General features: G+C 45.6%; 19 protein-coding genes and 1 tRNA gene. 18 read left to right on the forward strand and 2 right to left on the reverse strand.

Going from position 1 to position 24956, the window contains the following annotated elements; genetic code table 11:
- Positions 1-1030: 1030 nt before the first annotated feature.
- The 7 genes from K7R10_RS11805 to K7R10_RS11835 all read left to right on the forward strand — a co-directional run bounded on the left by K7R10_RS11805 (position 1031) and on the right by K7R10_RS11835 (position 11350).
- Complete coding sequence (locus K7R10_RS11805; RefSeq protein WP_224484925.1) at positions 1031-2353, forward strand: aspartate aminotransferase family protein; 1323 nt, start codon at positions 1031-1033, stop codon at positions 2351-2353.
- 201 nt (positions 2354-2554) lie between these two features.
- Positions 2555-3490 carry a carbon-nitrogen hydrolase family protein gene (locus K7R10_RS11810; RefSeq protein WP_224484926.1) on the forward strand — a complete coding sequence of 312 codons (936 nt, stop codon included), beginning with the start codon at positions 2555-2557 and terminating at the stop codon, positions 3488-3490.
- 14 nt (positions 3491-3504) lie between these two features.
- Positions 3505-3915 carry a VOC family protein gene (locus tag K7R10_RS11815; protein WP_224484927.1) on the forward strand — a complete coding sequence of 137 codons (411 nt, stop codon included), beginning with the start codon at positions 3505-3507 and terminating at the stop codon, positions 3913-3915.
- Positions 3916-4077: 162 nt separating this feature from the next.
- Positions 4078-6843, forward strand: a complete 2766-nt coding sequence (locus tag K7R10_RS11820) for an aminotransferase class I/II-fold pyridoxal phosphate-dependent enzyme (protein ID WP_224484928.1) — start codon at positions 4078-4080, stop codon at positions 6841-6843.
- Positions 6844-6871: 28 nt separating this feature from the next.
- A complete protein-coding gene (locus tag K7R10_RS11825; protein WP_224484929.1) occupies positions 6872-8368 on the forward strand; it encodes a biotin carboxylase in 1497 nt (498 codons plus the stop codon).
- Between the two features lie 191 nt (positions 8369-8559).
- A complete protein-coding gene (locus K7R10_RS11830) occupies positions 8560-9774 on the forward strand; it encodes a C45 family autoproteolytic acyltransferase/hydrolase (protein ID WP_224484930.1) in 1215 nt (404 codons plus the stop codon).
- Positions 9775-9994: 220 nt separating this feature from the next.
- Complete coding sequence (locus K7R10_RS11835) at positions 9995-11350, forward strand: NAD-dependent succinate-semialdehyde dehydrogenase (protein WP_224484931.1); 1356 nt, start codon at positions 9995-9997, stop codon at positions 11348-11350.
- A 579-nt stretch (positions 11351-11929) separates the two neighbouring features.
- On the opposite strand, the gene K7R10_RS11840 is transcribed toward K7R10_RS11835, so the two are convergent.
- Positions 11930-12003: transfer RNA gene (locus tag K7R10_RS11840), tRNA-Asn, on the reverse strand.
- 133 nt (positions 12004-12136) lie between these two features.
- Positions 12137-13462 carry an RIP metalloprotease RseP gene (gene rseP, locus K7R10_RS11845; protein WP_224484932.1) on the reverse strand — a complete coding sequence of 442 codons (1326 nt, stop codon included), beginning with the start codon at positions 13460-13462 and terminating at the stop codon, positions 12137-12139.
- 165 nt (positions 13463-13627) lie between these two features.
- On the opposite strand from rseP, the gene K7R10_RS11850 reads away from it, so the two are divergent.
- The 11 genes from K7R10_RS11850 to K7R10_RS11900 all read left to right on the forward strand — a co-directional run bounded on the left by K7R10_RS11850 (position 13628) and on the right by K7R10_RS11900 (position 24788).
- Positions 13628-14302: an SCO family protein gene (locus tag K7R10_RS11850; RefSeq protein WP_224485275.1), complete on the forward strand. Its 675-nt coding sequence runs from the start codon at positions 13628-13630 to the stop codon at positions 14300-14302.
- A gap of 68 nt (positions 14303-14370) precedes the next feature.
- Entirely contained in the window at positions 14371-15162 is a 792-nt protein-coding gene (locus tag K7R10_RS11855; RefSeq protein ID WP_224484933.1) for a DUF4198 domain-containing protein, read from the forward strand.
- A gap of 150 nt (positions 15163-15312) precedes the next feature.
- On the forward strand, positions 15313-15555 hold the full coding sequence (locus K7R10_RS11860; protein WP_224484934.1) for a FeoA family protein: 243 nt from the start codon (positions 15313-15315) through the stop codon (positions 15553-15555).
- Positions 15555-17654 (forward strand): ferrous iron transport protein B, encoded by a 2100-nt coding sequence (feoB, locus tag K7R10_RS11865; protein ID WP_224484935.1) that lies wholly within the window; start codon positions 15555-15557, stop codon positions 17652-17654. Before K7R10_RS11860 ends, feoB begins: the two co-directional genes overlap by 1 nt.
- Positions 17655-17706: 52 nt before the next feature.
- Positions 17707-18954 carry an MFS transporter gene (locus K7R10_RS11870; RefSeq protein ID WP_224484936.1) on the forward strand — a complete coding sequence of 416 codons (1248 nt, stop codon included), beginning with the start codon at positions 17707-17709 and terminating at the stop codon, positions 18952-18954.
- Positions 18955-19003: 49 nt separating this feature from the next.
- Positions 19004-19162, forward strand: coding sequence for a hypothetical protein (locus tag K7R10_RS11875; RefSeq protein ID WP_224484937.1), 159 nt, complete (start codon positions 19004-19006; stop codon positions 19160-19162).
- A 99-nt stretch (positions 19163-19261) separates the two neighbouring features.
- Positions 19262-22522, forward strand: a complete 3261-nt coding sequence (locus tag K7R10_RS11880; RefSeq protein WP_224484938.1) for a S41 family peptidase — start codon at positions 19262-19264, stop codon at positions 22520-22522.
- A gap of 5 nt (positions 22523-22527) precedes the next feature.
- Positions 22528-23043: a DUF6155 family protein gene (locus K7R10_RS11885; protein WP_224484939.1), complete on the forward strand. Its 516-nt coding sequence runs from the start codon at positions 22528-22530 to the stop codon at positions 23041-23043.
- A gap of 17 nt (positions 23044-23060) precedes the next feature.
- Positions 23061-23513, forward strand: a complete 453-nt coding sequence (locus K7R10_RS11890) for a YybH family protein (RefSeq protein ID WP_224484940.1) — start codon at positions 23061-23063, stop codon at positions 23511-23513.
- 155 nt (positions 23514-23668) lie between these two features.
- Positions 23669-24352: a Tat (twin-arginine translocation) pathway signal sequence containing protein gene (locus K7R10_RS11895; RefSeq protein WP_224484941.1), complete on the forward strand. Its 684-nt coding sequence runs from the start codon at positions 23669-23671 to the stop codon at positions 24350-24352.
- Positions 24353-24365: 13 nt separating this feature from the next.
- On the forward strand, positions 24366-24788 hold the full coding sequence (locus K7R10_RS11900) for a DsrE family protein (protein WP_224484942.1): 423 nt from the start codon (positions 24366-24368) through the stop codon (positions 24786-24788).
- The last annotated feature ends 168 nt before the right edge of the window (positions 24789-24956 follow it).

A 24956-nucleotide genomic window follows, 5' to 3' on the forward strand; every position in this document is an offset into this window, starting at 1 on the left:
TCTATGCCGTTGATTGAATGATTGTATAGGATTGTCCTTATTATTACGATTGCTCCTACAATTATTTATCCTCAAAGATCCCTTGGAACTTAATTGTTTGTTCGAGCGTCTCTTGGACTCTCTTTACCAAAAGCAGTAATAGGATTGTAGTAACTGAAGTATATAACGGCAGCGCACCGGCTCGATCCCTACCCGATTAGCAGCGATCAGGCAGACTTACCTTGTCGCTAAACTCCTAGGGACGGGCTTCTCGCCAATTTTTATACGCTGCCGCGGACGTCCTCGTCCGTGGTGGACCGCTCTTGACCTTCGAGGGGCTGCCACAAATAAACATAGGAGAGTTGTATTAACCGAAGTGAAAAATTAGATGAATTACCCGCGCACCTGCTCGCTCTTCACTATCAAAGCTCCACTGGAAGATTAATTGACTAAAAGCCCACCCGCCAGTTTGCCCCCCTGTCTGCCGTCAGGCAGGTTCGCTAAAAACATCACCAAAAGCTGTGTGCAGCTTATTAAAACTCCTGGATAAGGCCGCATCTTTGTCGTGACCCCATCCCTGAATGTAGATCAACGACTTTTAGATTTCTGCATGTTCAGGGGTCATTTAGGTCGGATTAAAGGCGATATCAATTTTTGGTTTTAAGCGGATTAAGTTACGCAAGAATCATTATACGGAGTGGATTTCCCGGCTCTGGTCCACCTAAAAATTTGCAATCTCTGCAGGGGGGTTGTGTGATTAAAGTCTTCAAATTCGCTTTCCTGGGAAATGGCTCACCTCTTAAGGGGAATATTCATAGTTCGATCCAAGTTAACAAGATCGCTTGCGCGAAGCTTTCAGGAACATCCTTAAATTAGAAGGTACCGGATTACTTAAAGATAGTTTTGGAGTCTTCTTCATAATGTGCTATATTATAGTAAATTACGGAAAGAAAATTCAGTCTTCGCCAATTTGCAATAAGAGAATCGAAACTTCCATGTGAATCTGTTTTTTCAAGACCAAGCATGTTTAACCAGAACCAAAATAATATAGATGTTAAAGGACTTTACCAAGTCACAAGAACTTCATGAGAGAAGAAAGAACGCTGTAGCAAATGGTGTGGGTGTTTTTAACACGGCAACTGTTAAAGAGGCGAAAGGAGCAATCATTATTGATGCCGATGGCCGTGAACTTATCGATTTTGCAGGAGGAATAGGGGTGGTTAATGCGGGACATTGTCCCGAACCTGTCGTAGAGGCCATCAGAGAACAGGCTGGCAAGTACTTGCATACCAGCTTTAATGTAGTGACCTACGAACCTTATATTCAACTTTGCGAAGAGCTCGCTGAAATTCTTCCTCATGGTGAGAAAACAAAAGCCATGTTGGTGAGCACGGGTGCAGAAGCGGTTGAAAATGCCATAAAAATTGCCCGGCAGGCCACTAAAAGGCCAGCGGTAATTTGTTATACAGGAGCTTATCACGGGCGTACCATGATGGCCATGACACTTACCAGCAAAGTAAGTTACAAATATGACTGCGGGCCTTTTGCCCCTGAAGTTTACAGACTGCCCTTTCCGAATTTTTACCGCTATGCAGGAGAGCGAGACGAAGACACCTTTGTAAAGGATGAATTGAAACGACTTCATGAAAGTGCACTTAATCTTGTAGATACGAACAGTGTAGCTGCGATCATTCTGGAACCTGTACAGGGCGAAGGAGGTTTTAACCCTGTGCCTAAAAAGTATTTGGAAGGGTTAAGAACCTTTTGTGATGATCATGGAATTATGCTTATCATGGATGAAGTGCAGAGCGGATTCTGCCGCACAGGACATTGGGCCAGTTGGCAACATTACGGGGTGCAACCCGATATCAGTACCTATGCCAAATCTTTAGGGTCTGGCTTGCCCATTGCCGCAGTGGTCGGTCGGGCAGATATAATGGATGCCGCAGCTGTAGGGTCTATAGGAGGCACTTATATCGGCAGTCCCATATGCTGTGTAGCGGCTTCTGCCACCATACAATATATGAAGGATATCGATTTGAATGGAAGAGCCAGGGAGATCGGCAATGCCATAATGCACCGATTAAAAGGATTAATGAAAGAAATCCCTGAGATCGGGGACGTACGTGGTGTAGGTGCTATGATAGGTATTGAATTCGTTAAAAACGGAGACCCGAGGCAACCGTTTTCAGCTTTGTGTCCCCGGATTGTGAAAGGTTGTGCAGAAAATGGTTTGGTACTTCTCAGTGCGGGTACGCATAAAAATATAATCCGCATTCTATCGCCATTGGTTATTACCCAAGATCAATTGGAGCAAGGATTGTCAATTCTGGAAACTGAAATTAAAAAAGCCATAAATACCTCAGAGAGGTAATGAATATGCGCGTGATCTGAGGAAACATCAGTAGTGTTAAAGAATTTCCCGGGAGAAGGTGCGGTTGAGTGTTACGATTATTTTGCCGTAAATAGACTGATCACTCAATAACCTGGCACTGATTATGCATTAATAAACGGAAAATCCTTCAGGTAAACCCCTGAGAGTAAGGAATACACAAATTAATATGAACAATACAATATGAGACCATTCGCAATTGCAGGAATACAGATGAAAGTTTCGGCTGTAACTCCTAATGTGGAAATGATGAAGTTGAAACTCGATATTGCCATGAACCTGTACCCATGGATCGAAATGGTGATGTTCAGTGAACTTTGTGCCTATGGTCCTTTGACCCATACGGCACAGGAAATTCCCTGCTCCTTTGAAGAGGAAATGCAGGCTATGGCCAAAAAATATGGTATTTGGTTGCTCCCGGGATCGATCTTCGAAAAGAGTCACGGTAAAATTTACAACACAGCCACCGTTATTAACCCTGAGGGAGAGGTGGTAACGCGGTATCGAAAAATGTTTCCTTTCTACCCTTATGAGGTAGGGGTTACCCCCGGTTCTGATTTCTGTGTTTTCGATGTTCCTGACGTGGGAAGATTTGGGGTAAGCATATGTTACGATATGTGGTTTCCTGAAACCATCAGGACATTGGCAGTGATGGGGGCAGAGGTGATTTTACACCCAACCATGACAGGTACTATTGATCGTGAAATAGAATTATCGATCGTACGGGCAATGGCCTCTGTTAATCAATGTTATTTCTTTGATATCAATGGTCTGGATACCGGAGGTGGAGGTCGCTCCATCATCTGTGGCCCGGATGGCAGAGTCCTGCATCAGTCAGAAGGCACTGAAGAAATTATACCGTTGGAGATCAATGTAGCCCGCGCAAGGAGAAGTCGTGAGCGAGGTGTAATGAGACTGGGCCAACCACTAAAAAGTTTCAGGGACCATTTGGGGCAGTTTAACATTTATCAGCCTAATGTGCCTAAACCCTACCTCGATTCCCTCGGGCCACTTATCAAACCAACCCGTCTGGCCAAGTTAACAGAATTGCTTATAAAAGAAAATGCACTTGAGCACCCTGAAACACCACAACATTATAAGGGAGACGATATAACCTGAAAAAATCACAAGAAATGGGCGAAATAAGATCGAACAAGAAAATTAAGAAAACCGAAGAAAGAAGAGATTATGTGAGTTGGTTCGAAATTCCGGCGATCGACTTCCGGCAGGCGGTAGATTTTTATCAGCATATTTTTGGCATTACCATGCAGGAGAGCAATAATGAAGTCAATACCATGGCTTTTTTTCCTGCCGGCAACGGAATTGGCGGTGCCATAATTGCCGGACCCGGTTCCGTGCCCAGCGATACCGGCCCGTTGATCTATCTCAACGGGGGTAATGACCTTAGCCAGGTACTTGATAAGGTTGAAGAAGTTGGAGGGCGTATCATTATGCAGAAAACCGCCATCGGTGAAGACTCGGGTTACTTCGCCATTTTTATTGATTCCCAGGGGAATAAAATGGCTCTGTATTCTAAGAATTAATTGGTCAGGTCTGTATGACGCCTGCAGCCTTATTTTAGATCAGGGCAAAAAGCTCTTCTCTTCAGAAATACCCACATGGGTGAATATTCTTTGCCTCTGACCTTAAAAAGCCGGCTGTGCTGAGGTTAATCCAAATGTTGAGTCACCACAAAAAATAATTGAATGGCTAAAAACGAAAAAACATCAAAAAGTAAATCGAAAAGCTCACCGTATTACAACATTGGTCAGCTCAGGGTGGACTATTGGAATAAATTGAAAAAAGAAACCAGTGAGTTGGCTCATTGTCAGAATGGCTCCGCTAATGAAAAGAAGCACATACAGGCGACTCACAATCTGATAAAGGATCTTAAAGGCGTGGAATGTTTTTTCGCCTTCCCTGGAAAAGCACGGCTGCAAAAGTTGGAGAACCTTCTTTCTGATCATGAATACACTACCTTGTCACATTCGGTGGCAGATACCACAAAGCAATTGGTAGGTGACAGTTACAGGAGTAATCCCGATTATGTAGATTACGATGAGATTTCCATAGAGTCGGTTGAAGAACATGAACATTATAACAATGTTCGTAAAAATCATTTTGAGGTCTTGTTCATCGATAACATTTCTGAACAGGAAGAAGCCAGCCTAAAGCACAGATTCAGGTCATTGCGCTCTTCAAGTGATAAGTTTACCTATGGTGTGGTAGTACAGCGGTCTTTCCAGGATGCCATGATCACCTTGCTTTTTAATCATAACATTCAGGCGGTAGTAGTGCGATATGCCCCGCCCTATCATTCAAAAAGCATTACACCTCTTATAAAACCTTATATCGAACTGGTAAAAAAGATGGATTTTTCATCGCGGGCAGAAACCGATCTCGGTCCGATAATAGGAGAGTTGATCGCTAGATTCAGACCGGAACTGGATGCCTATTATATTACCGATACGGCATTAGGTCACCTGAAAGACAGTACTATTAAACAATTTGGACGAATTTTCTATCAAACAGAGGACCTGCAGGAATTACACCTTACCATTTTGCGGGGTATAGCAGATCGCTTTGAAACACCGTTCTTTTCTGCCCTTGTAGAGTATAGCCAAAAACCCACAGGGATATTTCATGCCATGCCGATTTCCCGTGGAAATTCGGTGTTCAAATCAAGGTGGATCCATGATTTTGGCGATTTCTATGGTCGTAATATGTTCCTGGCCGAAACGTCTGCAACAACAGGTGGACTTGATTCCCTGCTTCAGCCAACCGGGCCTATAAAAAAGGCGCAGGAAATGGCAAGTGATGCCTACGGCTCGCGACAAACGTATTTTGTGACTAACGGTACTTCAACGGCCAATAAGATTGTCATGCAGGCTATTGTTAAGCCCGGTGACGTGGTGCTTATAGACCGAGACTGTCATAAGTCACACCATTACGGGTTAGTGCTTGCAGGGGCTTATCCTGTTTATCTGGATTCTTACCCTATAGAAGAATATTCCATGTACGGTGCGGTGCCCCTGGAGCAGATCAAAAGCAAACTTCTGCAATTAAAGGAGTCGGGAAGGTTGGATAAGGTAAAAATGTTGCTTTTAACCAATTGTACTTTTGACGGTCTGGTTTATAATGTGGAAAGGGTCATGGAAGAAGTTCTGGCCATAAAACCTGACATGATATTTTTGTGGGATGAAGCCTGGTTCGGCTTTGCCAGATTTGCCTATAGCTACAGGCAAAGAACAGGTATGTACGTGGCCAAAAAGCTCTATGCAAAATATAAGAGTAATTCATACCGGAAAAAATACGATGCACACGTTAAAGGATTAAATAATGGAGATGTTTCGAAATTGCCTGATCCCGATAAGGTGCGCATTCGGGTGTATTCTACACAGAGTACCCATAAAACATTGAGCAGCTTCAGGCAGGGATCCATGATCCATATCTGGGACCAGGATTTCCGAAGAAAAAGTGAGAGTACTTTTTTAGAGGCGTATATGACCCACACCTCTACATCACCTAATTACCAGATGCTGGCTTCCCTGGATGTAGGTCGCCGCCAGGTACAGCTTGAAGGATTTGAACTGGTCGAAAAAGCTATCGAGATGTCTATGGTGCTTCGCGCCAAAGTAAACGGGAATCCACAATTGAGTAAGTATTTTGATATTTTGACGGTACATGATTTCATTCCGGACACCTATCGTGAGACAGGACTTAAAGAGTACTATACCAAGAACGAAGGCTGGAACCGGATGGACGAGGCCTGGGAAAAGGACGAATTCGTGTTGGATCCCACTAAAATAACCTTACATATTGGTAAAACAGGGGTTGATGGTGATACGTTCAAGAATAAATATCTGATGGACAAGTTCAATATCCAGATAAACAAGACCTCCAGAAATACGGTGTTATTTATGACCAATATTGGAACTACCCGTGGGAGTGTAACGTATTTAACCAATGCCTTGTTAAAAATTGCCGATGCGTTGGATGAAGAATTCAAAGCCTTTAACGAAAAAGAAAATGAAATCCGCAAACGCAAGATCCACTCCCTAACCAAGGAAGTACCACCCTTACCCGATTTCAGTTATTTCCATCATTCTTTTCAGGCCGTTCCGGGTATACCCGGAGGTAACCTGCGGGCAGCCTACTTTTTGGCCTACGATGAGGAGAATTATGAATATGTGCCTTTAGATGAGTGCCTTCCTGCCATGAAGAATGGCAAGACATTGGTAGCCTCGACCTTTGTGATCCCTTATCCTCCGGGCTTCCCCGTATTGGTTCCCGGTCAGGTGGTCAGCGAAGAGATCATCAATTTCCTCACCGTACTTGACGTTAGTGAAATTCACGGCTATCGCGCTGACCTGGGTCTCCGAGTGTTCCGGGAGAGCGTCTTAAACCGCCATAAGACCACAACGGCAATTGGAGCCATGGGTACAGGTAAAGGAAAAAAAGTGAATCAATAATCAATAATCAATATCAAAAAATTAAAATATGAGTGCAAAAAAAACGACCCCGGTCAAAAAAGATAAATCCGCAATCATGCTGAATGGGGTGCCGGATATCAGACGCTTCTTTTACAAGAACGAAGTGCCTCTCTATTTTATCAGTGCTACCAACTTTAACATGTTGGGTGCAGATGAATGGATCAAAGGATTTAAGTTTATTTGTCATATTGAGTGCTTTGATGGGCAGCATCCCAATGTTTTTTCACCTACGGAGGAAATTCCACACGATGAATTTACGAGCATTGAGGATATCAATAATTATCTTTTGCAACATCCTGAAGTTCAGGATTATTTAAAAACGAGAAAGAAAGGTAAAAATGCCGGCAAAGCTATGTTTCTCATGTTTGATGAGCAGACGGAAAAGCTCGCCAAAAAACTGGGATTAGAGATCATGTTTCCAAGTGCGAAAATGCGCACCTTCATGGATAATAAGGTAAATACCAACCGCATCGCTGAAAGAGCAGGAGTAGCCTGCGTGCCCTATGTGCTTTCTCCGGTCAAAGATTATCAACACCTAAGAGAAGTTTCTGAATCTTTAGGAGATGACCTGGTTATACAAACCCCATTTGGTGATTCAGGACACACCACTTTTTTTATTTCCAATGAAGACGAATTTAAGAAACACGAGGAAGAGATCGTAAAAGAGAAGGAAGTCAAAATAATGAAACGTATCAACTGCAGGGGCTCCGCTATTGAGGCTTGTGTTACAAGACACGGTACCATTGTGGCACCATTGATGACAGAGTTGGTCGGGTTTAAAGAACTTACACCCTATAAAGGGGGATGGTGCGGAAATGAGATCTATGCTGACGCGTTTACTCCGGAAATCAGGAGGAAAGCCAGGAAATATACCCAATTGTTCGGGGATCAATTAAGGGAAGAGGGCTATAAGGGCTATTTTGAACTTGATTTTCTTATCGATCAGGACAACGGTGAAATTTATTTGGGAGAGTTGAACCCAAGGGTTACCGGGGCCAGCTCCATTACCAACCATGCGGTTTTCGCCCTGGCAGATGCACCCCTGTTCGTATTTCATATTTTGGAGTGGATGGATGTGGATTATAAGCTGAGTGTGAAAGCCATTAACGATCGTTGGGCGAAACAGGAGAATATTGATGGATGGAGTCAATTGATCATTAAGCATACAGAAGATACCATCGAATATGTTACCGAAGCACCGAGGTCGGGTATTTATAAGATGTATGATACCGGTCATATTCAGTTTGACCGTATGGATACCCACCGTAGGGCTGTTGAAAGTGAGAACGAGGCATTTTTCCTTAGGATCCCGAAGTCCGGTGATTATCTGTACGAAGGTGCAGACATGGGTATATTGGTTTCCAGAGGCCGCATGATGACCGATGATTTCAAACTCAATGACAGGGCCAAAAAATGGATTAGCGCCATTCGCAGTAAGTTTGCCTCAAAGGTGGTTGAAGACAAGCGCGAAGAAGTACAGCTTACAGGAAGTCTGACCAAGTAGTGCTGAAAGAATTATCATAGAAACAACAGGGCAATTTTAAAAATGTATTGTTGTATTTTAGCAATGCATCAAGCCGCAATGTAAATTAAGTCGCTCTGACCTTATTTGTAAAGAGCGATCTTGTTGAAATGCGGGAATAATTTTCCGGAATTAACGGTTTGTGAAATGATTTTCGCTGATTATAAATATACATGCAACTACAGTTTAATGCGGTTTCCGAAACTGGCCTGCCGGGGAGAAAATGGAAGAACTTATTTAATGTGTACTGGCCGGCCTACAGGGCCTGGCTCAGTGCTAATGGTTTTGACTATGGGGCAGACCTGGATACCTCCCGGGCAGCATTAGAAAAATACATGCCCGAAATGGTACCGGTATATGACCGGTTTCGCAAGCTTGTCGGTGCCGACACGGTAGCAGCCCGTTTTCTTTCAGGATATAAACCACCTGCCTACATCAGTGCATGCTCACAGGCGGTACTCTCCGAAGATGAAATACAATTGGTGCGAAACTATGACTGTCATCCCGACCTTATGGAAGGTACGCTTTTAATGAGTAGCTGGCATGGAAAAAGGGTAATTGCCACCAGCGAATCCCTTATTGGGGCGGTAGATGGGATGAATGAAGACGGCCTGGCAGTTTCGCTCACTTTCGGGGGGCGTAAGATTGTAGGTGAAGGTTTTGGTATCCCGTTAATTTTAAGGTATGTACTTGAGTTTTGCAGTAATGTAGAGGAAGGCGTGGCAGCGTTATTGCGAATCCCTTCTCACATGTCATACAACGTAACATTGATCGACCGTAGCGGGGTCTTTAAAACTGTTCTTTTAGGACCGGATCGTACTCCGGTGGTTACAGATGCCGCTTTTACCACCAATCATCAGCTAAAGGTGGACTGGCCTGAAAATGCTGTGTTTAATAAGACAATAGAGCGGTCTGCATATCTGGAAAGGCTACTTTCAAAAAAAAGCATAAATGGTAAAACCCTTGCAAAAGCCTTTCAAAAGCCTCCGCTTTACAGCTCCCGCTTTAATGAGGGCTTCGGTACCCTTTATACGGCTGTTTATCGCCCTGCAGAGGGTGTCGTGCAAATGCGATGGGCAAAAGAAGAAATGCATCAATCTTTCAAAAGTTTTACGGAAGGCCATAAATACATCCGGTTCGATTCGATTCCAACTGAACCTGCGATTACTGACAACCACGACCTGATAAGAGGGGAGTTGGCAGGCACTTTTCCGAAAAAGGCCGTTCTGCAGGGTACTTCCCCGGTAAAGATGCCTGAGGCGGTGGCGGAAGCGGCAATACAATCAAATGCGAGGATTGTGCAACCGAAAGATCAGGTTAATGACATTACCGGTCCTGACATTGTTGAGAATAGACCTATAATTACTGGGGAATTACCCGCCGGATAATACATCAGCAAGATATCGGTGGGAAGTACAGGCCACATGTGGTTTCCGGGCCCTTTTAACTCAAGGAGTTACTATAAAAATTGAGGGTCATGAAATCCGCTTATTGTTTCATAACGACAAATTTGGTAAGATCGGGTACTGCTTTTTTATTTTGAGTTTTGGTCCGGAATAAAAAGTGCTAGCCAAAAAAAAAACTACGCAACACACTAATTTGAATAATATGGAATTTAAGAGTATTAATCCCTACAATGGTCAAGAGATCGCTCACTATAAATCACTGACAGAAGAAGAATTAAATGACAAGCTCAACCTGAGTCTGGAGGCATTTCAATCCTGGAAGAAAGTGCCCTTGACGGAACGTTGTGCACTTATTAAAAAAGCGGGGCAGGTTCTTCGCGATAATGTGGAGGAGTATGCCAAAATGATCACTTTAGAGATGGGCAAGCCCATAACTGAATCCCGGTCGGAGGTGAATAAGTGTGCCTGGGTATGCGATTATTACGCCGAGAATTCCGAAGACTTTCTGGCCAATGAGGTTATTGCTACCGATGCATCCCAAAGCTTTGTCAGGCATGACCCATTGGGGGGTGTTCTGGCCATAATGCCATGGAATTTCCCTTTTTGGCAGGTTTTCAGATTTGCAGCACCCACATTGACGGCCGGTAATACCGGACTATTAAAGCACGCTCCGAATGTCTTTGGCTGTGCCCGGCAAATAGAATCGGTCTTTACAAAAGCCGGGTACCCCAAGGGTGTTTTTCAAAACCTTTTGATACCGCATGAGCATACGGAAAAAATCATCGCCAATCATGCCGTAAGAGCTGTCACCCTTACCGGGAGTGAAGGAGCTGGATCTGCCGTGGCCGAAATTGCAGGGAAATACCTTAAGAAAACCGTTCTAGAGCTTGGTGGAAATAATGCCTTTATCTGTTGGAATGACGCCGATATCGACAAGGCTGTGAAAACAGCCGTTACGGCGAGGATGTTAAACTGTGGACAAAGTTGTATCGCAGCCAAACGTTTTATTTTGCTGGAGGATATTTATGAGGAATTTGTTACAAAATTCACGAGTGCTGTAAAGAATCTGAAATCGGGTGATCCTATGGATGAGGCTACCGGTATTGGTACTCTTGCGCGATTGGATCTGGCGGATCAGCTAAACAGACAAGTCAGAGAATCTATAGATCAGGGTGCCGAATTAGTACTCGGAGGTAAGCAACAGCAATGCTATCACGAACCCACCGTTCTTGGAAATGTTACCCCGGGAATGCCCGCATTTGATGAAGAAACTTTTGGACCCCTGGCTGCGATGATTAAGGCTAAAGACATTGACCACGCTTTCGCGCTGGCAGAACGATCAAAATACGGACTCGGGGTTACCGTATGTACCTCAAATGTTGAGAAAGCGATAAAAATGGCGGCCCGTGTTGGTGATGGCGCCTATTTCGTTAATGAATTGGTGAAATCCGATCCCAGATTACCCTTCGGCGGAACAAAAAATTCAGGATACGGTCGGGAACTGGCCAAGGATGGGATCATGGAATTTGTAAACAGGAAAACGGTTTATATTAACTAGTTATCAGACATTATTTTTTGACTGAACTCTTATTGTTGTCAGACTGCAAACCAAATGAAAAGCTTTCGATCTGATTTTAAGCAACGGTATAATAGCAGATTCGGATCCTTTGAAAATTCGTAACACGGCGTTACAGGTGATTTCCTTGAAATAGACCTAAAACCTTTTGAATTGTGGTAACCATAGGGTCTGAAAGCAAAAAAAGTCCAACTTTTTCAGGTTGGACTTTCTGTTGATTCTTTTCTGTAGCGTCAAGCTATCATGCCGACGAGCCTGCTTGCCCCCTTCAGTAAAAACATCCACAGGATATTTTTTTAACGCTCAGTCGTCTCTGGGGTTTACCTGCCGGTAGGCAGGCTCTTCTCGCCCTTCGAGGGGTCGCCAAATAAAAAAAGCCACACAAAGGTTATATAAATACGGGTAAATAATCGGGAGAAATGCCAACGCGCCAGCTCGCCCCTGCGCTAAAAAGGTCCACCGGACCTTTTCTTTGCGCTTGGTCGTCCCTCTTGGCCTCTGCTCACCCAAAAGGGTATAAAAGCAGAAAGCCAACCTTACGGCTGGCTTTCTGCTTTTAAGCTCCCCCTCTTGGGCTCGAACCAAGGACCCTCTGATTAACAGTCAGATGCTCTAACCAACTGAGCTAAGGAGGAGTGTTATGTCAATAACTTTTGCTGCTCTTTTTCCCTTTTCAGGGGCGCTGCAGCGGGGTATTAACCCCTTTTTGCGGATGCAAATATATCCCTTTTTTTATTTTCACCAAACAAAAAATATTGAATTTTTCGCCTATTCAAAAATTGCCCGGTAGATGTCATTTCCGTTGGCGTATAACAACAGGGCTATTAACAGGAAGAAGCCTACCATCTGTGCATATTCAAGGAATTTCTCACTGGGTTTTCTTCCGCTGATCATCTCGTATAACAAGAACATCACATGCCCGCCATCCAGGGCCGGGATCGGCAGTATGTTCATAAAGGCCAGGATGATCGAGATCAGAGCCGTCGATAACCAGAAGCCCTGCCAGTTCCAGGTATCAGGGAAAAGTTTGGCAATGGTTCCAAAACCGCCCACTTCTGTGGCGCCTTTTTTGGTAAAGATGAATTTCATAGACCGCACATAATCGGTCAGGGTGTGATACCCGAAAGTGATTCCCGCCGGGATGGCTTCCGCCAGGCTGTATTCCCGCTTGGTGTAGTCAACCCCAAGCTCCGGACTGTTGTATACCCCGATCACCTTACTTTCATTTGGGGTTATCATCAGGGTGTCGAGCCCTGTTTCATCACGGTCGATCACCACCTGCATGGGGTCTCCTTCATTGCTGCGTACCGCATCGGTAAATTCATCCCAGTAACCTGCACTCTGCCCATCAATACTAACGATCTTGTCACCGGGAAGAATTCCGGCAGCCTCGGCCGCAGAACCGGGTTCCAGACTGTCTATGACCGAGGCAAACCTCGGAGTGAGTGGAAACTGCGCTCCTGATTTAAATAAATAAGTACCTAAAGTGTCAGGCAGCTGTAATACCTCTGTCTTGCCGTCAAGATGACGCACTTCTACTTCGTCAGCTCCGCGAACCAGTAGTATCCGGTTGATGTCCAGTACAAAATCCAATGGCTTTCCGTCAACACTTATGATGTTATCACCATCCCGGAAACCGTATGGTTCTATTTGTTCTGCAGCTGCCAGTCCGTAAGGCAGATCCTCTGATTTCAATTCGTTGCTTCCCCAAACGAACAAGACCATTATATATATAAGGAATCCGAGCAACAGGTTTACGGTTACCCCGCCTAACATGATTATGAGTCGCTGCCAGGCCGGCTTCGAACGGAATTCCCACGGTTTGGGTTCCTGAGCCATTTGTTCCTTATCCATGCTCTCGTCGATCATTCCCGAGATCTTCACATAACCTCCCAGCGGAAGCCACCCGATCCCATATACGGTCTCGCCGATCTTCTTCTTGAAAAGGGCGTATTTTACATCGAAGAACAAAAAGAATTTTTCCACCCGTGTTTTAAAAAGCTTGGCAGGAATGAAGTGTCCCATTTCATGCAGGACGATCAGTATAGAAAGGCTTAAGAAAAGTTGTATCGTTTTTACGGCAATAGGGCCCATAGTATATTGTTAAATTCTGAAAACGCACAAAAGTAAGGTTTTATGCCAGATTACCATAACTAAAACCCTGCCTCTCCGGTATTTTATGATTCATTTAATAAAGAATTAGCAATCAAATCTATGTATGTTGTAATTTTGCAACCGCATGATGATTCCCGATATGTGATGAGACAATTTTTTGCCCGTTATAAATTCTTTTTTGTGTTCCTGGCCCTGCTGTCAGGGCTTATTATTTACCTGTTTTACAAGGCTCTGAAGCCTGAACAGAAACTTCCGGTATACCAGCCCTCCATGGTGAATCCGGAACTGGTCGATACCACCATACAATTCAAAAGAAAATACCACACCATCGCTCCCTTCCGCCTGGTGAACCAGAATGGCGATACCATCACAGAAAACGACTATCAGGATAAGATTTATGTGGCCGATTTCTTTTTTACCACCTGCCCGACCATCTGCCCCATTATGACCGATAATATGGTCGATATTCAAAAGGCTGTGGCAGACGATCCTGAGGTGAAACTGCTATCGCATTCGGTGACCCCTGATATCGATTCGGTCGCTCAGCTCAAGAAATATGCGATCGAAAAGGGAGTGGACGATCGTAAATGGAACCTGGTAACAGGTGACAAGAAACAGATCTATGAACTGGCGCGAAAGAGTTACCTGGCGGTGAAGACCACCGGCGATGGCGGACCCTTCGATATGATTCACACCGAGAATTTTATTCTTGTCGATAAAGAGAATCGTATACGCGGCTTCTATGACGGTACCAAAGAAGAGGAAATCGAAAAGTTACTGGAAGATCTGAAGATCCTGAAGCGGGAATATCGAAAATAACTGATCTTCAGTCGATTTTCAGAAATTCCTGATGTTTATAACTACTATTTTAGAATAAACATCGCGCAATGAAAAAGGTATTTGTTTTCGTCCTGTTGGGCATGCTATTTTCATCTCATGAACTTTTTATAAAATCAAAGAGTTACTTCCTGGACCCGGGAGACACTTATGAGCTTCAGCTCTTCAACGGAACTTTTGCAGTCAGCGAGAATAGTATTACTTCAGATCGCATTACCAATGCAAAGATCACAGGTCCTGATTATTCAAAAGCGATTTCTTCTGAAATCTTCAGTCAGGATGAAACTAAAACCTATTTTCCCTTTACCGCTTCCTCTGAAGGAACCTATGTGGTAGGGGTTTCCACACTTCCCAGGGAGATCGAACTGTCTGCAGAAGACTTTGATGATTACCTCGTACATGAGGGATTGCTGACCACGCGGCAAAGTCGAATGATGAATGGAGCCAATAAAAATCCTGTAAGGGAGCGTTACTCAAAACATGTAAAGACCCTTTTGCAAGTGGGAAACAGCAAGACAGAAAACTTTACAGCTATTATGGGATACCCCATTGAATTCGTGCCCAAGGATAACCCTTATAACACTGCTGTGGGAGACCAAATACGGTTTCAATTGCTCAGCTACGGAAAGCCTCTGGGAGAACAAATTGTTCAATATGGTTATATGAAGTACGGCAATATGGCTGAAGAACGAACCGCTGTGACCGATGAGAATGGCATGGTGAGCATAAAGGCCGATTCCTCCGGAGATTGGTATCTGGCTACTATTCATATGGAGGAATCTGAAGAGACAGAACTCGACTATGTGTCGAACTGGACTACGATAACCTTCGGTATGCGGTAATACTGCAAAGAAATCACGTTATCACCGCTTTTCTGATAACAGTTTTCAGTAAGTAAGTCTGTCGGCCTCCCGTATCTTAAACTCTCATTTATTTTCCCAAACCTATTTTTTGTGTTACTTTTGCTTACTTAAAATCAATCTAAATAAGCGTTGAAGTTGACGGTAGCACATCTGAAGCGGGGAGAAAAGGGAATTATCAGGCAAGTAGTGACCGACAAGGTGCCTATCAAGCTTTTGGAAATGGGCTGTCTGCCCGGCAATGAGGTAGAGCTTATTCAATTCGCCCCTTTTCAGGATCCCTTATATCTCAATATAAACGGATCGTTTCTGGCGATCAGGAAAGAAACCGCCCTTCACATCGAGATCGACCGGCTAAATGAATCCAGCTTGTAATGAGTAAACAGATCAATGTTGCCCTTATCGGAAACCCGAACACCGGAAAAACCTCTGTCTTCAATCAGCTTACCGGTCTCAACCAGAAAGTAGGGAACTATCCCGGCATTACGGTAGAAAAGAAAGAAGGCATCTGTAAGTTACCGCGCGGAGTAAAAGCGCATATACTCGATCTGCCCGGAACCTATAGCCTGAATGCCACTTCTCTCGATGAGAACGTGGTGATCGAACTTCTCCTTAATAAGAATGATAAAGATTTTCCTGACGTGGCCATCGTGGTTACCGACGTCGAAAACCTGAAGCGTAACCTCTTGCTGTTCACCCAGATCAAAGATCTGGAGATCCCCACTATACTGGTAATCAATATGGCCGATCGCATGTCGCGAAAAGGTATTACCATCGATCAGGAGATACTGGAGGAACGCCTCAACACCAAAATTGCCGTGGTGAGCACCCGAAAAGGTACAGGTATCGACCGTGTCAAGGAACTTATTGCCGATTACAAGCATCTTTCGACTGAGCCATGTGTGAATGCATCGCTGATCGATCCCGAGTACTTTAACGGTTTGCGCAAAGCGTATCCGCAACATAATATCTATAAACTCTGGCTGGTTATCACCCAGGATGTGAACTTCGCCAATGTAGACAGGAACCTGATCAAAGACCGCTCCGGGTTCTCTACCAAATCTGATTCTGAATTACGCCGTCTGCAGCAAAAGGAGACCATCCTCCGGTACCAGTTTATCAACGGGGTCTTAAAAGAAGGATATAAGGTCGACCGCTTTGCAGCCAAAGGGTTCAGAGCTACTCTTGACCGTATACTCACTCATAAGGTGTGGGGCTATGTCATCTTCTTCCTGATCCTGATGACCATTTTTCAGGCTATCTATGACTGGAGCAGCTATCCGATGGATTTTATCGATTCCCTTTTCGCTTCCATGAGCGAATGGGTGGGCGATAATCTTCCGCATGGAGCCTTTACCGACCTGATAGCCGAAGGAGTGATCCCCGGGCTGGGAGGTATCGTGATCTTCATACCGCAGATCGCTTTTCTCTTCCTCTTTATCGCCATCCTTGAAGAGACCGGGTATATGAGTCGCGTGGTATTTCTAATGGACCGGGTGATGCGCCGTTTCGGACTAAGCGGAAAAAGCGTGGTGCCCCTGATCTCAGGAACGGCTTGTGCCATTCCTGCCGTCATGGCGACACGTAATATCGAGAACTGGAAGGAGAGACTGATCACAATCCTGGTTACGCCTTTTACCACCTGTTCAGCACGATTGCCGGTCTACCTGATCATTATTGCCCTGGTCATACCAAATCAGCGGTTTTTGGGAATGAATGTACAGGGGCTCACCCTGATGGCACTTTACCTGCTGGGATTCGGGATGGCGGTATTCTCTGCCTGGATCCTGAACCGGGTGCTCGATATAAAGAGTCGCTCTTTTTTCGTGGTTGAGATGCCCAGCTATAAACTCCCCCTCTTCAAGAACGTTTTTATCACGGTGGTCGAAAAGACCAAGTCATTCGTTTTCGGAGCAGGAAAGATCATTTTGGCCATTTCGATCATATTGTGGTTCCTGGCGTCGAACGGTCCGGGTAAAGATTTCGAAGAGGCCGGAAGAATCGTGACCGAAAAAACGGCGGGTCAGAACCTTTCTGAAGACGAACTGACCACCAAGATAGCATCGTATAAACTTCAGAACTCCTGGATAGGGATCGCCGGAAAGGCCATAGAGCCTGCCATAGCCCCCCTGGGTTATGACTGGAAGATCGGGATAGCGGTGATCAGCTCTTTCGCTGCCCGGGAGGTTTTTGTCGGAACCCTGGCTACTATTTATAGTGTAGGTAGCGACGAAGAAGAAACCATTAAGAACCGCATGCGTTCAGAAGTGAATGAAGAGACCGGAGAGCCGCTTTTCAACCTGGCTTCAGGTGCTTCCCTGCTGCTGTTTTACGCCTTTGCCATGCAATGCATGAGTACACTTGCGATCGTGAAACGCGAGACCAACAGCTGGAAATGGCCCGTGATGCAATTGCTGGCCATGAGTGGTTTTGCCTATGTGGTGGCACTGATTGCGTATCAGTTGCTGAAATAGTTCCTTCTTTCCGCTTAGGGCTTTTTAGTATCTTAGTAACAAATACTGCCCTATGGCCCTGAATGCAAAGCGACCTCCATACTACGGGATGATCTTACTGGTGATGCTCATTTTCTTTGTCATCTCCTTCATGACCAATATTCTTAACTCGATCATTACCGCCGTCAAAGACAGCTATAATCTCTCTCTTACAGCTACCGGTTTTCTGCCTTTGTCCTTCTTTCTGGCTTACGGGGTCATGTCGATCCCCGGCGGATTCATGGCGCAGAAATACAGCAGCCGTCGTGTGCTGACTATCTCATTTTTGATCATGACCCTGGCTGCTTCAGTATTCGTGTTTTTCCCGGCTTACCCGAATTTTCTGTTCACCCTGTTTGTAATGGGCGGTTGTATGGCGGTACTTCAGGTGGTGATCAATCCGCTGCTGCGCATAGCGGGAGGAAAGGAGCATTTTGCTTTTTACTCGCTGGTGGCCCAACTGGTCTTTGGTCTGGCTTCGTTCCTGAGTCCGTGGGTCTACAGCAGTATGGTTCGTGAAAAGGAACTCGGTTGGTTTACTTCATGGGTGCCTTCTGATCTGCCCTGGGCGGGTATGTATGCATTGTTTGTGCTGATCTCTTTGGTGCTGGTACTGGTAGTGAGCAGTTTGAGATACCCCAAAATGACCCTGGAAGAAGACGAAAAGATGGGAGCACTGACTTCTTTTAAGAAATTGTTCGGCAGCAGGCTGACCTGGTTCTATTTCTTCGGAATCTTTGCTTATGTGGGAGTCGAACAGGGGGTGGGAAACTGGATCTCTCCCTTTCTAAAGACTTATCATATGGTCGACCCTCAGACCGGAGGGGCTGCCACTGTTTCCTATTTCTGGGGAATGCTGACCCTGGGTTGTTTGCTGGGACTGGTTCTGGTGCGTCTTTTCGACAGCCGACGGGTATTGACCGGTTTTACCTCCCTGGCGGTGGTCTCACTGGTAATTGCACTATACGGTTCAGCTGAGGTGGCGTTATGGGCCTTCCCCGCCGTCGGATTCTTTATTTCGGTCATGTGGTCGATTATCTTTTCCCTTGCGTTGAACTCGGTGAAATATCATCACGGAAGCTTTTCCGGTATCTTGTGTACCGGTATTGCAGGCGGGGCCGTTCTTCCATTTATCGTTGGCTTCCTTGGAGAAATTTTCGGACTCAAACCTGCCCTGCACTTTCTTTTTCTTCCTTTGATCTATATAGTGTACATCGCCCTGACCGCAAAACCGCTTGTGACCAATAAAACCTTGGTTAAGAAGGCAGAGGTAAAGTCTTAAATTGTCTTAAATCTCAGGCTGTGACGGTGTGAATGCTTATTTTTGCAGTATGATAACCAATGAGATCATACAACAAATACTGGTCTATGCCACCCTGCTGGCGGCTGCCGGCTATCTGGTAAAGAAATTCCTTTTGCCAAAGACTTTTCGTTCTCCCCTGAACGGTAAAAAGAAAGCCTGCGGCTCCGACGACTGCGGTTGTCACTGAGGTTTCTGATTTTTCCCTTACTTCGTTCGTTTTGCAGCTTTGGTAGCTGAAGCATTTTTTAGTACTTTCCATCTCCATTAACCTTTACCTGTACTATTCATGAAATTGCTGCCAACCTTTTCAGCTCTTCTTTTGCTTAATTTTCTCAACGCTCAGGATACCCGGTTGTTGCGGGAACCCACTCTGAGTGACACGCACATCGTATTTGTACATGCCAATGATCTCTGGCGGGTATCTCGTTCCGGGGGAGAAGCCGTGCGACTCACCAGTAATGAAGGTCACGAAAGCCTGCCACATTTTTCTCCTGACGGAAAACAGATCGCTTTTACCGCCGAATATGAGGGCAATACTGATGTGTATCTCCTGCCTTCGGAAGGGGGAAGCCCCAGGCGTCTGACCTGGCACCCTGCTGCAGATTATGTGCAGGGGTGGAGTCCTGACGGAAAAATTCTCTTTCGTTCCAACCGTAAAGCACATCCTACCCGGTTGAACAAATTTTATACCGTTGATACCGAAGGAAATTTCCCGGAAGAAGTTGCTATCCCACGAGCAGCTTACGGAGAACTTTCGGAAGATGGATCGATGATCGCCTATGTACCCATTACTTTCTGGGATCCCGAATGGCGTAATTACAGGGGCGGACAAGCCATGCCGATCTGGATCGTGGATATGGAAACCAAAGAATTACAGCGTACCCCACAACCTACGGGAGAGAGGCACCTGGACCCTGTCTGGTACAAGGGAAAGGTGTTTTATATCTCTGAAAGGGACTATGCTGCCAATATCTGGTCGTATGACCCCAAAACAGCAGAAGAGAAACAACATACTTTTCATACTCAATTCGATGTCAAGAGCCTGGATGCAGGGAATAACGGGATCGTTTACGAACAGGGAGGTTACCTGCATTTCCTTGATCCGGATGGTGAGCGTACTGAAAAGCTGAGCATCACGGTGAGAGGAGATATGAATTTTTCTCGTCCGCGCTGGGAAGAGGTGAAGCCTGCAGACTTGTCGAACGCGAATATTTCACCTACGGGTCAGCGTGCCATATTCGAATACCGGGGGGAGATCATCTCTGTTCCCCGCGAGAAAGGCTCCTGGCGTAACCTTACCAATACCCCCGGGATCGCCGATCGAAGCCCGGTATGGTCTCCCAAAGGAGATAAGGTAGCCTGGTTTACCGATGCAGATGGAGAGTATAAACTTCAGATAGCAGATCAGTTCGGGAATCGGGAGAAGCTTATCACCCTCGATAATGCCACCTTTTATTTCGAACCGGCCTGGTCACCCGATGGTACATACCTGGCATTTACCGATACCGATTACAACATTATTACCGTTGAGGTCGCCACGGGAAAGCAACAGATCATTGCCACCGATCGCTACGCGCATCCGAACAGGGCGATGAATCCCGTTTGGTCGCCAGACAGTAAATGGATCGCCTATTCCAGACAGCTGGAAAGTCATTTTAAAGCTGTTTTTGCACATAATATTGAAACAGGAAAAACGTTGCAATTGACAGAAGGGATCGCCGATTGCATCACCCCGGTATGGGACGCCGGCGGGAAATACCTTTATTTTCTGGGCAGTACCGATTACGGTCTCAATTCGGGCTGGCTTGATATGAGTTCCTACGATCCCGATGTGAGTCGTAACCTTTATTGCCTGGTGCTTTCTGCTTCAGATAAGGCGCCGATTCTTCCCGAGAGCGATGAAGAGACTGCAGAAAAAGAAGAAGACAAAAAAGAAAACGGTAAGGATAAAAAGAAGGGAGCAGAAGAAACGCAGGCGGTGACTGTGAAGATCGATGAAAACGGTCTCTGGAACAGGATTATTCCGCTGCAGCTGCAGGCGGCTTCGTATACTGCCCTCTTTCCTGCTGAGGAAGGACAGGTATTCATTTCACAGGTATCTGAAGAGAATCCCGGTGGAGCGATTATGCACCTCTATGACGTGAAAAAGCAGGAAGCCGAAGAGTTTGCAGCCAATGTGAATGAAAGCGTAGTGTCTTCTGACCGTAAGCATATCCTTTTGCGACAGGGTGAGAGCTGGGGAATCTATAAGACCAAAGGTTCTGTGAAGGGAAGCACCGAAGGAAAACTCAGTATTGATGTTCGTCTCAAGGTAGACCCCCGGGCAGAGTATCACCAGATTTTCAGGGAAGGATGGCGCTTCATGCGGGATTTCCTGTATGTCGATAATGTTCACGGTGCGCCATGGGATACCATTTACGAATGGTATTCGCCATGGATCGATCATGTAAAACACCGTACAGACCTGAACTATGTGGTCGATATTATGAGTGGAGAGGTTTCAGTGGGGCATTCGTATGTTTCGGGAGGTGATATGCCAGACATAGACAGGGTTCCGGTTGGCTTGCTGGGATGCGACCTGGTTACAGACAGGGGGCGGTACCGGATCGATAAAATTTACGATGGTGGTCTTTGGAATCCCGGTGCAGACGCACCCCTGGCCCTGCCCGGACTGAATGTTAATCCGGGTGATTACCTGCTTTCGATCAATGGCAGGGAACTGGAAGCTGCAGATAATCCGTATCGTTTGCTGGAGCAGACAGCGGGGCGTACCATTCAGATAGAAGTATCGTCTTCTCCTGAAGGAAAGGACCGAAGAAAACTCATGATCAAGCCTGTTTCAAGTGAAAGGAGTTTGCGTACAATCGACTGGATCGAGTCGAACCGGAAGAAGGTAGACGAACTTTCAGGAGGGAAGCTGGCGTATGTATACGTTCCGAATACGTCGGGAAGCGGATTTACTTCTTTTAACAGATATTACTTTTCGCAACAGGATAAAAAAGGTGTGATCATAGACGAGAGGAATAATGGAGGCGGATCTGCAGCAGATTATATGATCGACATTATGTCAAGACAACTGTTCGGTTATTTTAACAGCAAGACCAATGATCACAGGCCCTGGACCACACCTATGGCAGGTATCTGGGGGCCTAAGGTGATGATCATAAATGAAAGAGCCGGATCGGGTGGAGATTTGTTACCCTATATGTTCAGGGCTGCTGAACTCGGACCCCTTGTAGGTACCCGTACCTGGGGAGGTCTCGTGGGAACCTGGGATACCCCGAGGTTCATCGACGGTGGCCGGATGGTCGCACCCAGGGGTGGTTTCTATGATATCGGTGGAGAATGGGCCGTTGAAGGAGAAGGAGTAGCTCCTGATATCGAAGTGATACAAACTCCTGCTGAAGTATTGAAAGGCAGAGACCCACAGCTCGAAAGGGCGGTTGAGGAAGCCTTGAGATTACTGGAAGGAAACGAATTCGAACCGAGGCCGGAGCCCGATGCACCCATTCGCTGGAAACGACCCGAAACCAAAGGGAAAGAATAAATTGCATGTCTAAGAAAGCACTGAAGAAATACCTGGAGGAACTGGATGAGCAACAACTCAGGGAACAGATCCTTCATCTCTATAAAGAGTTTAAAGAGGTCAAGGTCTACTATGATTTTGTTTTCAATCCACAGGAGGATAAACTGATCAATGAGGCGAAAACCAAAATCGCTGAAGAATATTTCCCCACCAAGCGACGCAGGCCCAGAGCCCGGCCTTCCGTAGCCCAGAAATACCTGCGGCATTTTATCAAGATAGGTGTTTCTCCCATGCTGGTGGCAGACCTGATGTGGTATAACCTGGAGATCGCTCAGACTTTTAATAAGGAAAAGCAGCTGAACAGGGATGCCTTTTATAACAGTATGGCGCGCTCATTCGATGAAGCTGTAAAATTTACCCTGGTACATGGATTGCTGGAACAATACAAAACGAGAATGATCAAGGTCTATTCAGAGGCGGGGGAACAAGAGTGGCCCAGTATGCCCCGCCTTGACCGAACCCTGGACCTGGTTGACCTCTAATCGTAATTCTAAAGGATATGAAAAAAGCGACTTTACTTATTTTAACCCTGTTCTTCACCGCAGTGGCAGTGAATGCACAACAATCCATTACTCGTTCAGACCGTGAAGCCATTATGGAGATTCTCGGGAACCAGCAGAAGGCATGGAACAAAGGTGATATACCCGAATTTATGGAAGGATACTGGAAATCAGACAGCTTATCGTTCACAGGTTCAGGTGGTCCGGTCTTCGGATGGCAGAATACCAAAGACCGGTATTTACGCAATTACCCCGATACCACCGCCATGGGGAAACTCGGTTTTACCGTTATAAGGTTACAGCAAGTAGCACCTTCTGTGGCTCAAATGATCGGTAAATTCGAGCTGAGCCGCAGCATTGGCGACCTCAGTGGGTATTTTACCCTGGTCTGGCGAAAATTCGGTGATGAATGGGTAATTATCAGTGACCATACTTCTGCGGCTGCTCCCTGATATCGATAATTTCCCGACTTACATCTATTTATCTGAAATTCAACCGATTAAATTGGTGTGAACCATACTTTTCGTTACCTTTACTCTCCTTTTTAATCACTCCATAAATCACTGCTTTGCTTTGGTGTTTTTCAAAACAACCAAAAACCAGTATTATGGAATTCAGACAGCCAAATTCCAGACGAGGATTCATGGAAACCATGGCCCTGGGTGCTACGGGAGTAAGTCTCTCCCTTTTAGCCGGGCCACTGATGGCAAAGGAAGCCTTGTCTGTAAAAAAAGAAGACCTGATCAACAGCGAAAGCTGGTTTGATAAGATCAAAGGGAGCCACCGTGTGGTCTATGACGGTTCTACTCCCCACCAGGGTTTGCCCATCGCCTGGACCTACGTTTTTTACATGACCAACAATATGACCGACACCCCCGATGAAGACATGACTGCCGTATGTGTGCTCAGGCATAGTGCCATACCATTCGCCTTAAATGACGAAGCCTGGAAGCAATATAAGTTAGGGGAGTTCTTTGAGATCAATGATAATCAGACCGGAAACCCGGCCCTGCGCAATATGGCCTATATGCCGCAAAAGGGCGATTTTCCCGTTGATGAAATTCAGGGAATCAAACAATTGCAGGAACGTGGTGCCATGTTCTGTGTATGTGACCTGGCATTGAAGGTGTATGGTGGTTTTGCTGCACAAAAGATGGGACTGGAGGCCGACAAGGTATACCAGGACTGGAAAGCAGCTGTGATACCCGGAATCGAGATCGTTCCTTCAGGAGTTTGGGCACTTACACGCGCCCAGGAAAAGAATTGTGGTTACATTTTTGCAGGTGAATAGTCTTAATGACAGTATGATGAGACAAGTAGTGCTATTATTCGTATTGATGATCGGTTATCACGCCTTTGCACAGGAGAGTGTAAGGCCCGTGAAGATCGTCTTTGACGTAACCAGTGATAATGTAAAGACCCAGGAATCGGCCGTTCGACATATTAAAATGATGTCGCAAGCCTATCCCGAATCAGAGTTCGAGATGGTCATGTACGGAGGTTCCATCGATATGGTATTGCCGGGAAAATCGACCGTAGCTGCCGATATTGAAGAGCTTTCCGGCCGTGATAATATTTCGTTCAAGGTCTGTGAAGGGACCATGAAACGTCATAAGATAGATAAGACCGCCCTTATACCCGGCGTAGAAACCGTTCCGGATGGAATACTGGAACTGGTGGCCAAGCAAAAGCAGGGATGGGGCTATATAAAAGAAGGGGGCAATTAAGCACCCCCCTCTTATCATTAGTTACAGATACAGGGGATATACCCTTGCATTGTCAGCATTTGTTATAACCTTCCAACTAAAAGGTTAACAAGACCCGGATAACATCCGAAACTGTTTAATTAATTTGATTTAGCGATTTGTTAATTAGACAAGGCTGACCACATGTAG

Source organism: Robertkochia aurantiaca, assembly GCF_020166495.1.
In the GTDB taxonomy this organism is placed as follows: Bacteria; Bacteroidota; Bacteroidia; order Flavobacteriales; family Flavobacteriaceae; genus Robertkochia; species Robertkochia aurantiaca.

Coding starts and splice junctions, on each gene's coding strand:
- K7R10_RS11805 (WP_224484925.1), top strand. CDS start 1,031: ATGTTAAAGGACTTTACCAAGTCACAAGAACTTCATGAGAGAAGAAAG.
- K7R10_RS11810 (WP_224484926.1), top strand. CDS start 2,555: ATGAGACCATTCGCAATTGCAGGAATACAGATGAAAGTTTCGGCTGTA.
- K7R10_RS11815 (WP_224484927.1), top strand. CDS start 3,505: ATGGGCGAAATAAGATCGAACAAGAAAATTAAGAAAACCGAAGAAAGA.
- K7R10_RS11820 (WP_224484928.1), top strand. CDS start 4,078: ATGGCTAAAAACGAAAAAACATCAAAAAGTAAATCGAAAAGCTCACCG.
- K7R10_RS11825 (WP_224484929.1), top strand. CDS start 6,872: ATGAGTGCAAAAAAAACGACCCCGGTCAAAAAAGATAAATCCGCAATC.
- K7R10_RS11830 (WP_224484930.1), top strand. CDS start 8,560: ATGCAACTACAGTTTAATGCGGTTTCCGAAACTGGCCTGCCGGGGAGA.
- K7R10_RS11835 (WP_224484931.1), top strand. CDS start 9,995: ATGGAATTTAAGAGTATTAATCCCTACAATGGTCAAGAGATCGCTCAC.
- rseP (WP_224484932.1), bottom strand. CDS start 13,462: ATGGGCCCTATTGCCGTAAAAACGATACAACTTTTCTTAAGCCTTTCT.
- K7R10_RS11850 (WP_224485275.1), top strand. CDS start 13,628: ATGAGACAATTTTTTGCCCGTTATAAATTCTTTTTTGTGTTCCTGGCC.
- K7R10_RS11855 (WP_224484933.1), top strand. CDS start 14,371: ATGAAAAAGGTATTTGTTTTCGTCCTGTTGGGCATGCTATTTTCATCT.
- feoB (WP_224484935.1), top strand. CDS start 15,555: ATGAGTAAACAGATCAATGTTGCCCTTATCGGAAACCCGAACACCGGA.
- K7R10_RS11870 (WP_224484936.1), top strand. CDS start 17,707: ATGGCCCTGAATGCAAAGCGACCTCCATACTACGGGATGATCTTACTG.
- K7R10_RS11875 (WP_224484937.1), top strand. CDS start 19,004: ATGATAACCAATGAGATCATACAACAAATACTGGTCTATGCCACCCTG.
- K7R10_RS11880 (WP_224484938.1), top strand. CDS start 19,262: ATGAAATTGCTGCCAACCTTTTCAGCTCTTCTTTTGCTTAATTTTCTC.
- K7R10_RS11885 (WP_224484939.1), top strand. CDS start 22,528: ATGTCTAAGAAAGCACTGAAGAAATACCTGGAGGAACTGGATGAGCAA.
- K7R10_RS11890 (WP_224484940.1), top strand. CDS start 23,061: ATGAAAAAAGCGACTTTACTTATTTTAACCCTGTTCTTCACCGCAGTG.
- K7R10_RS11895 (WP_224484941.1), top strand. CDS start 23,669: ATGGAATTCAGACAGCCAAATTCCAGACGAGGATTCATGGAAACCATG.
- K7R10_RS11900 (WP_224484942.1), top strand. CDS start 24,366: ATGATGAGACAAGTAGTGCTATTATTCGTATTGATGATCGGTTATCAC.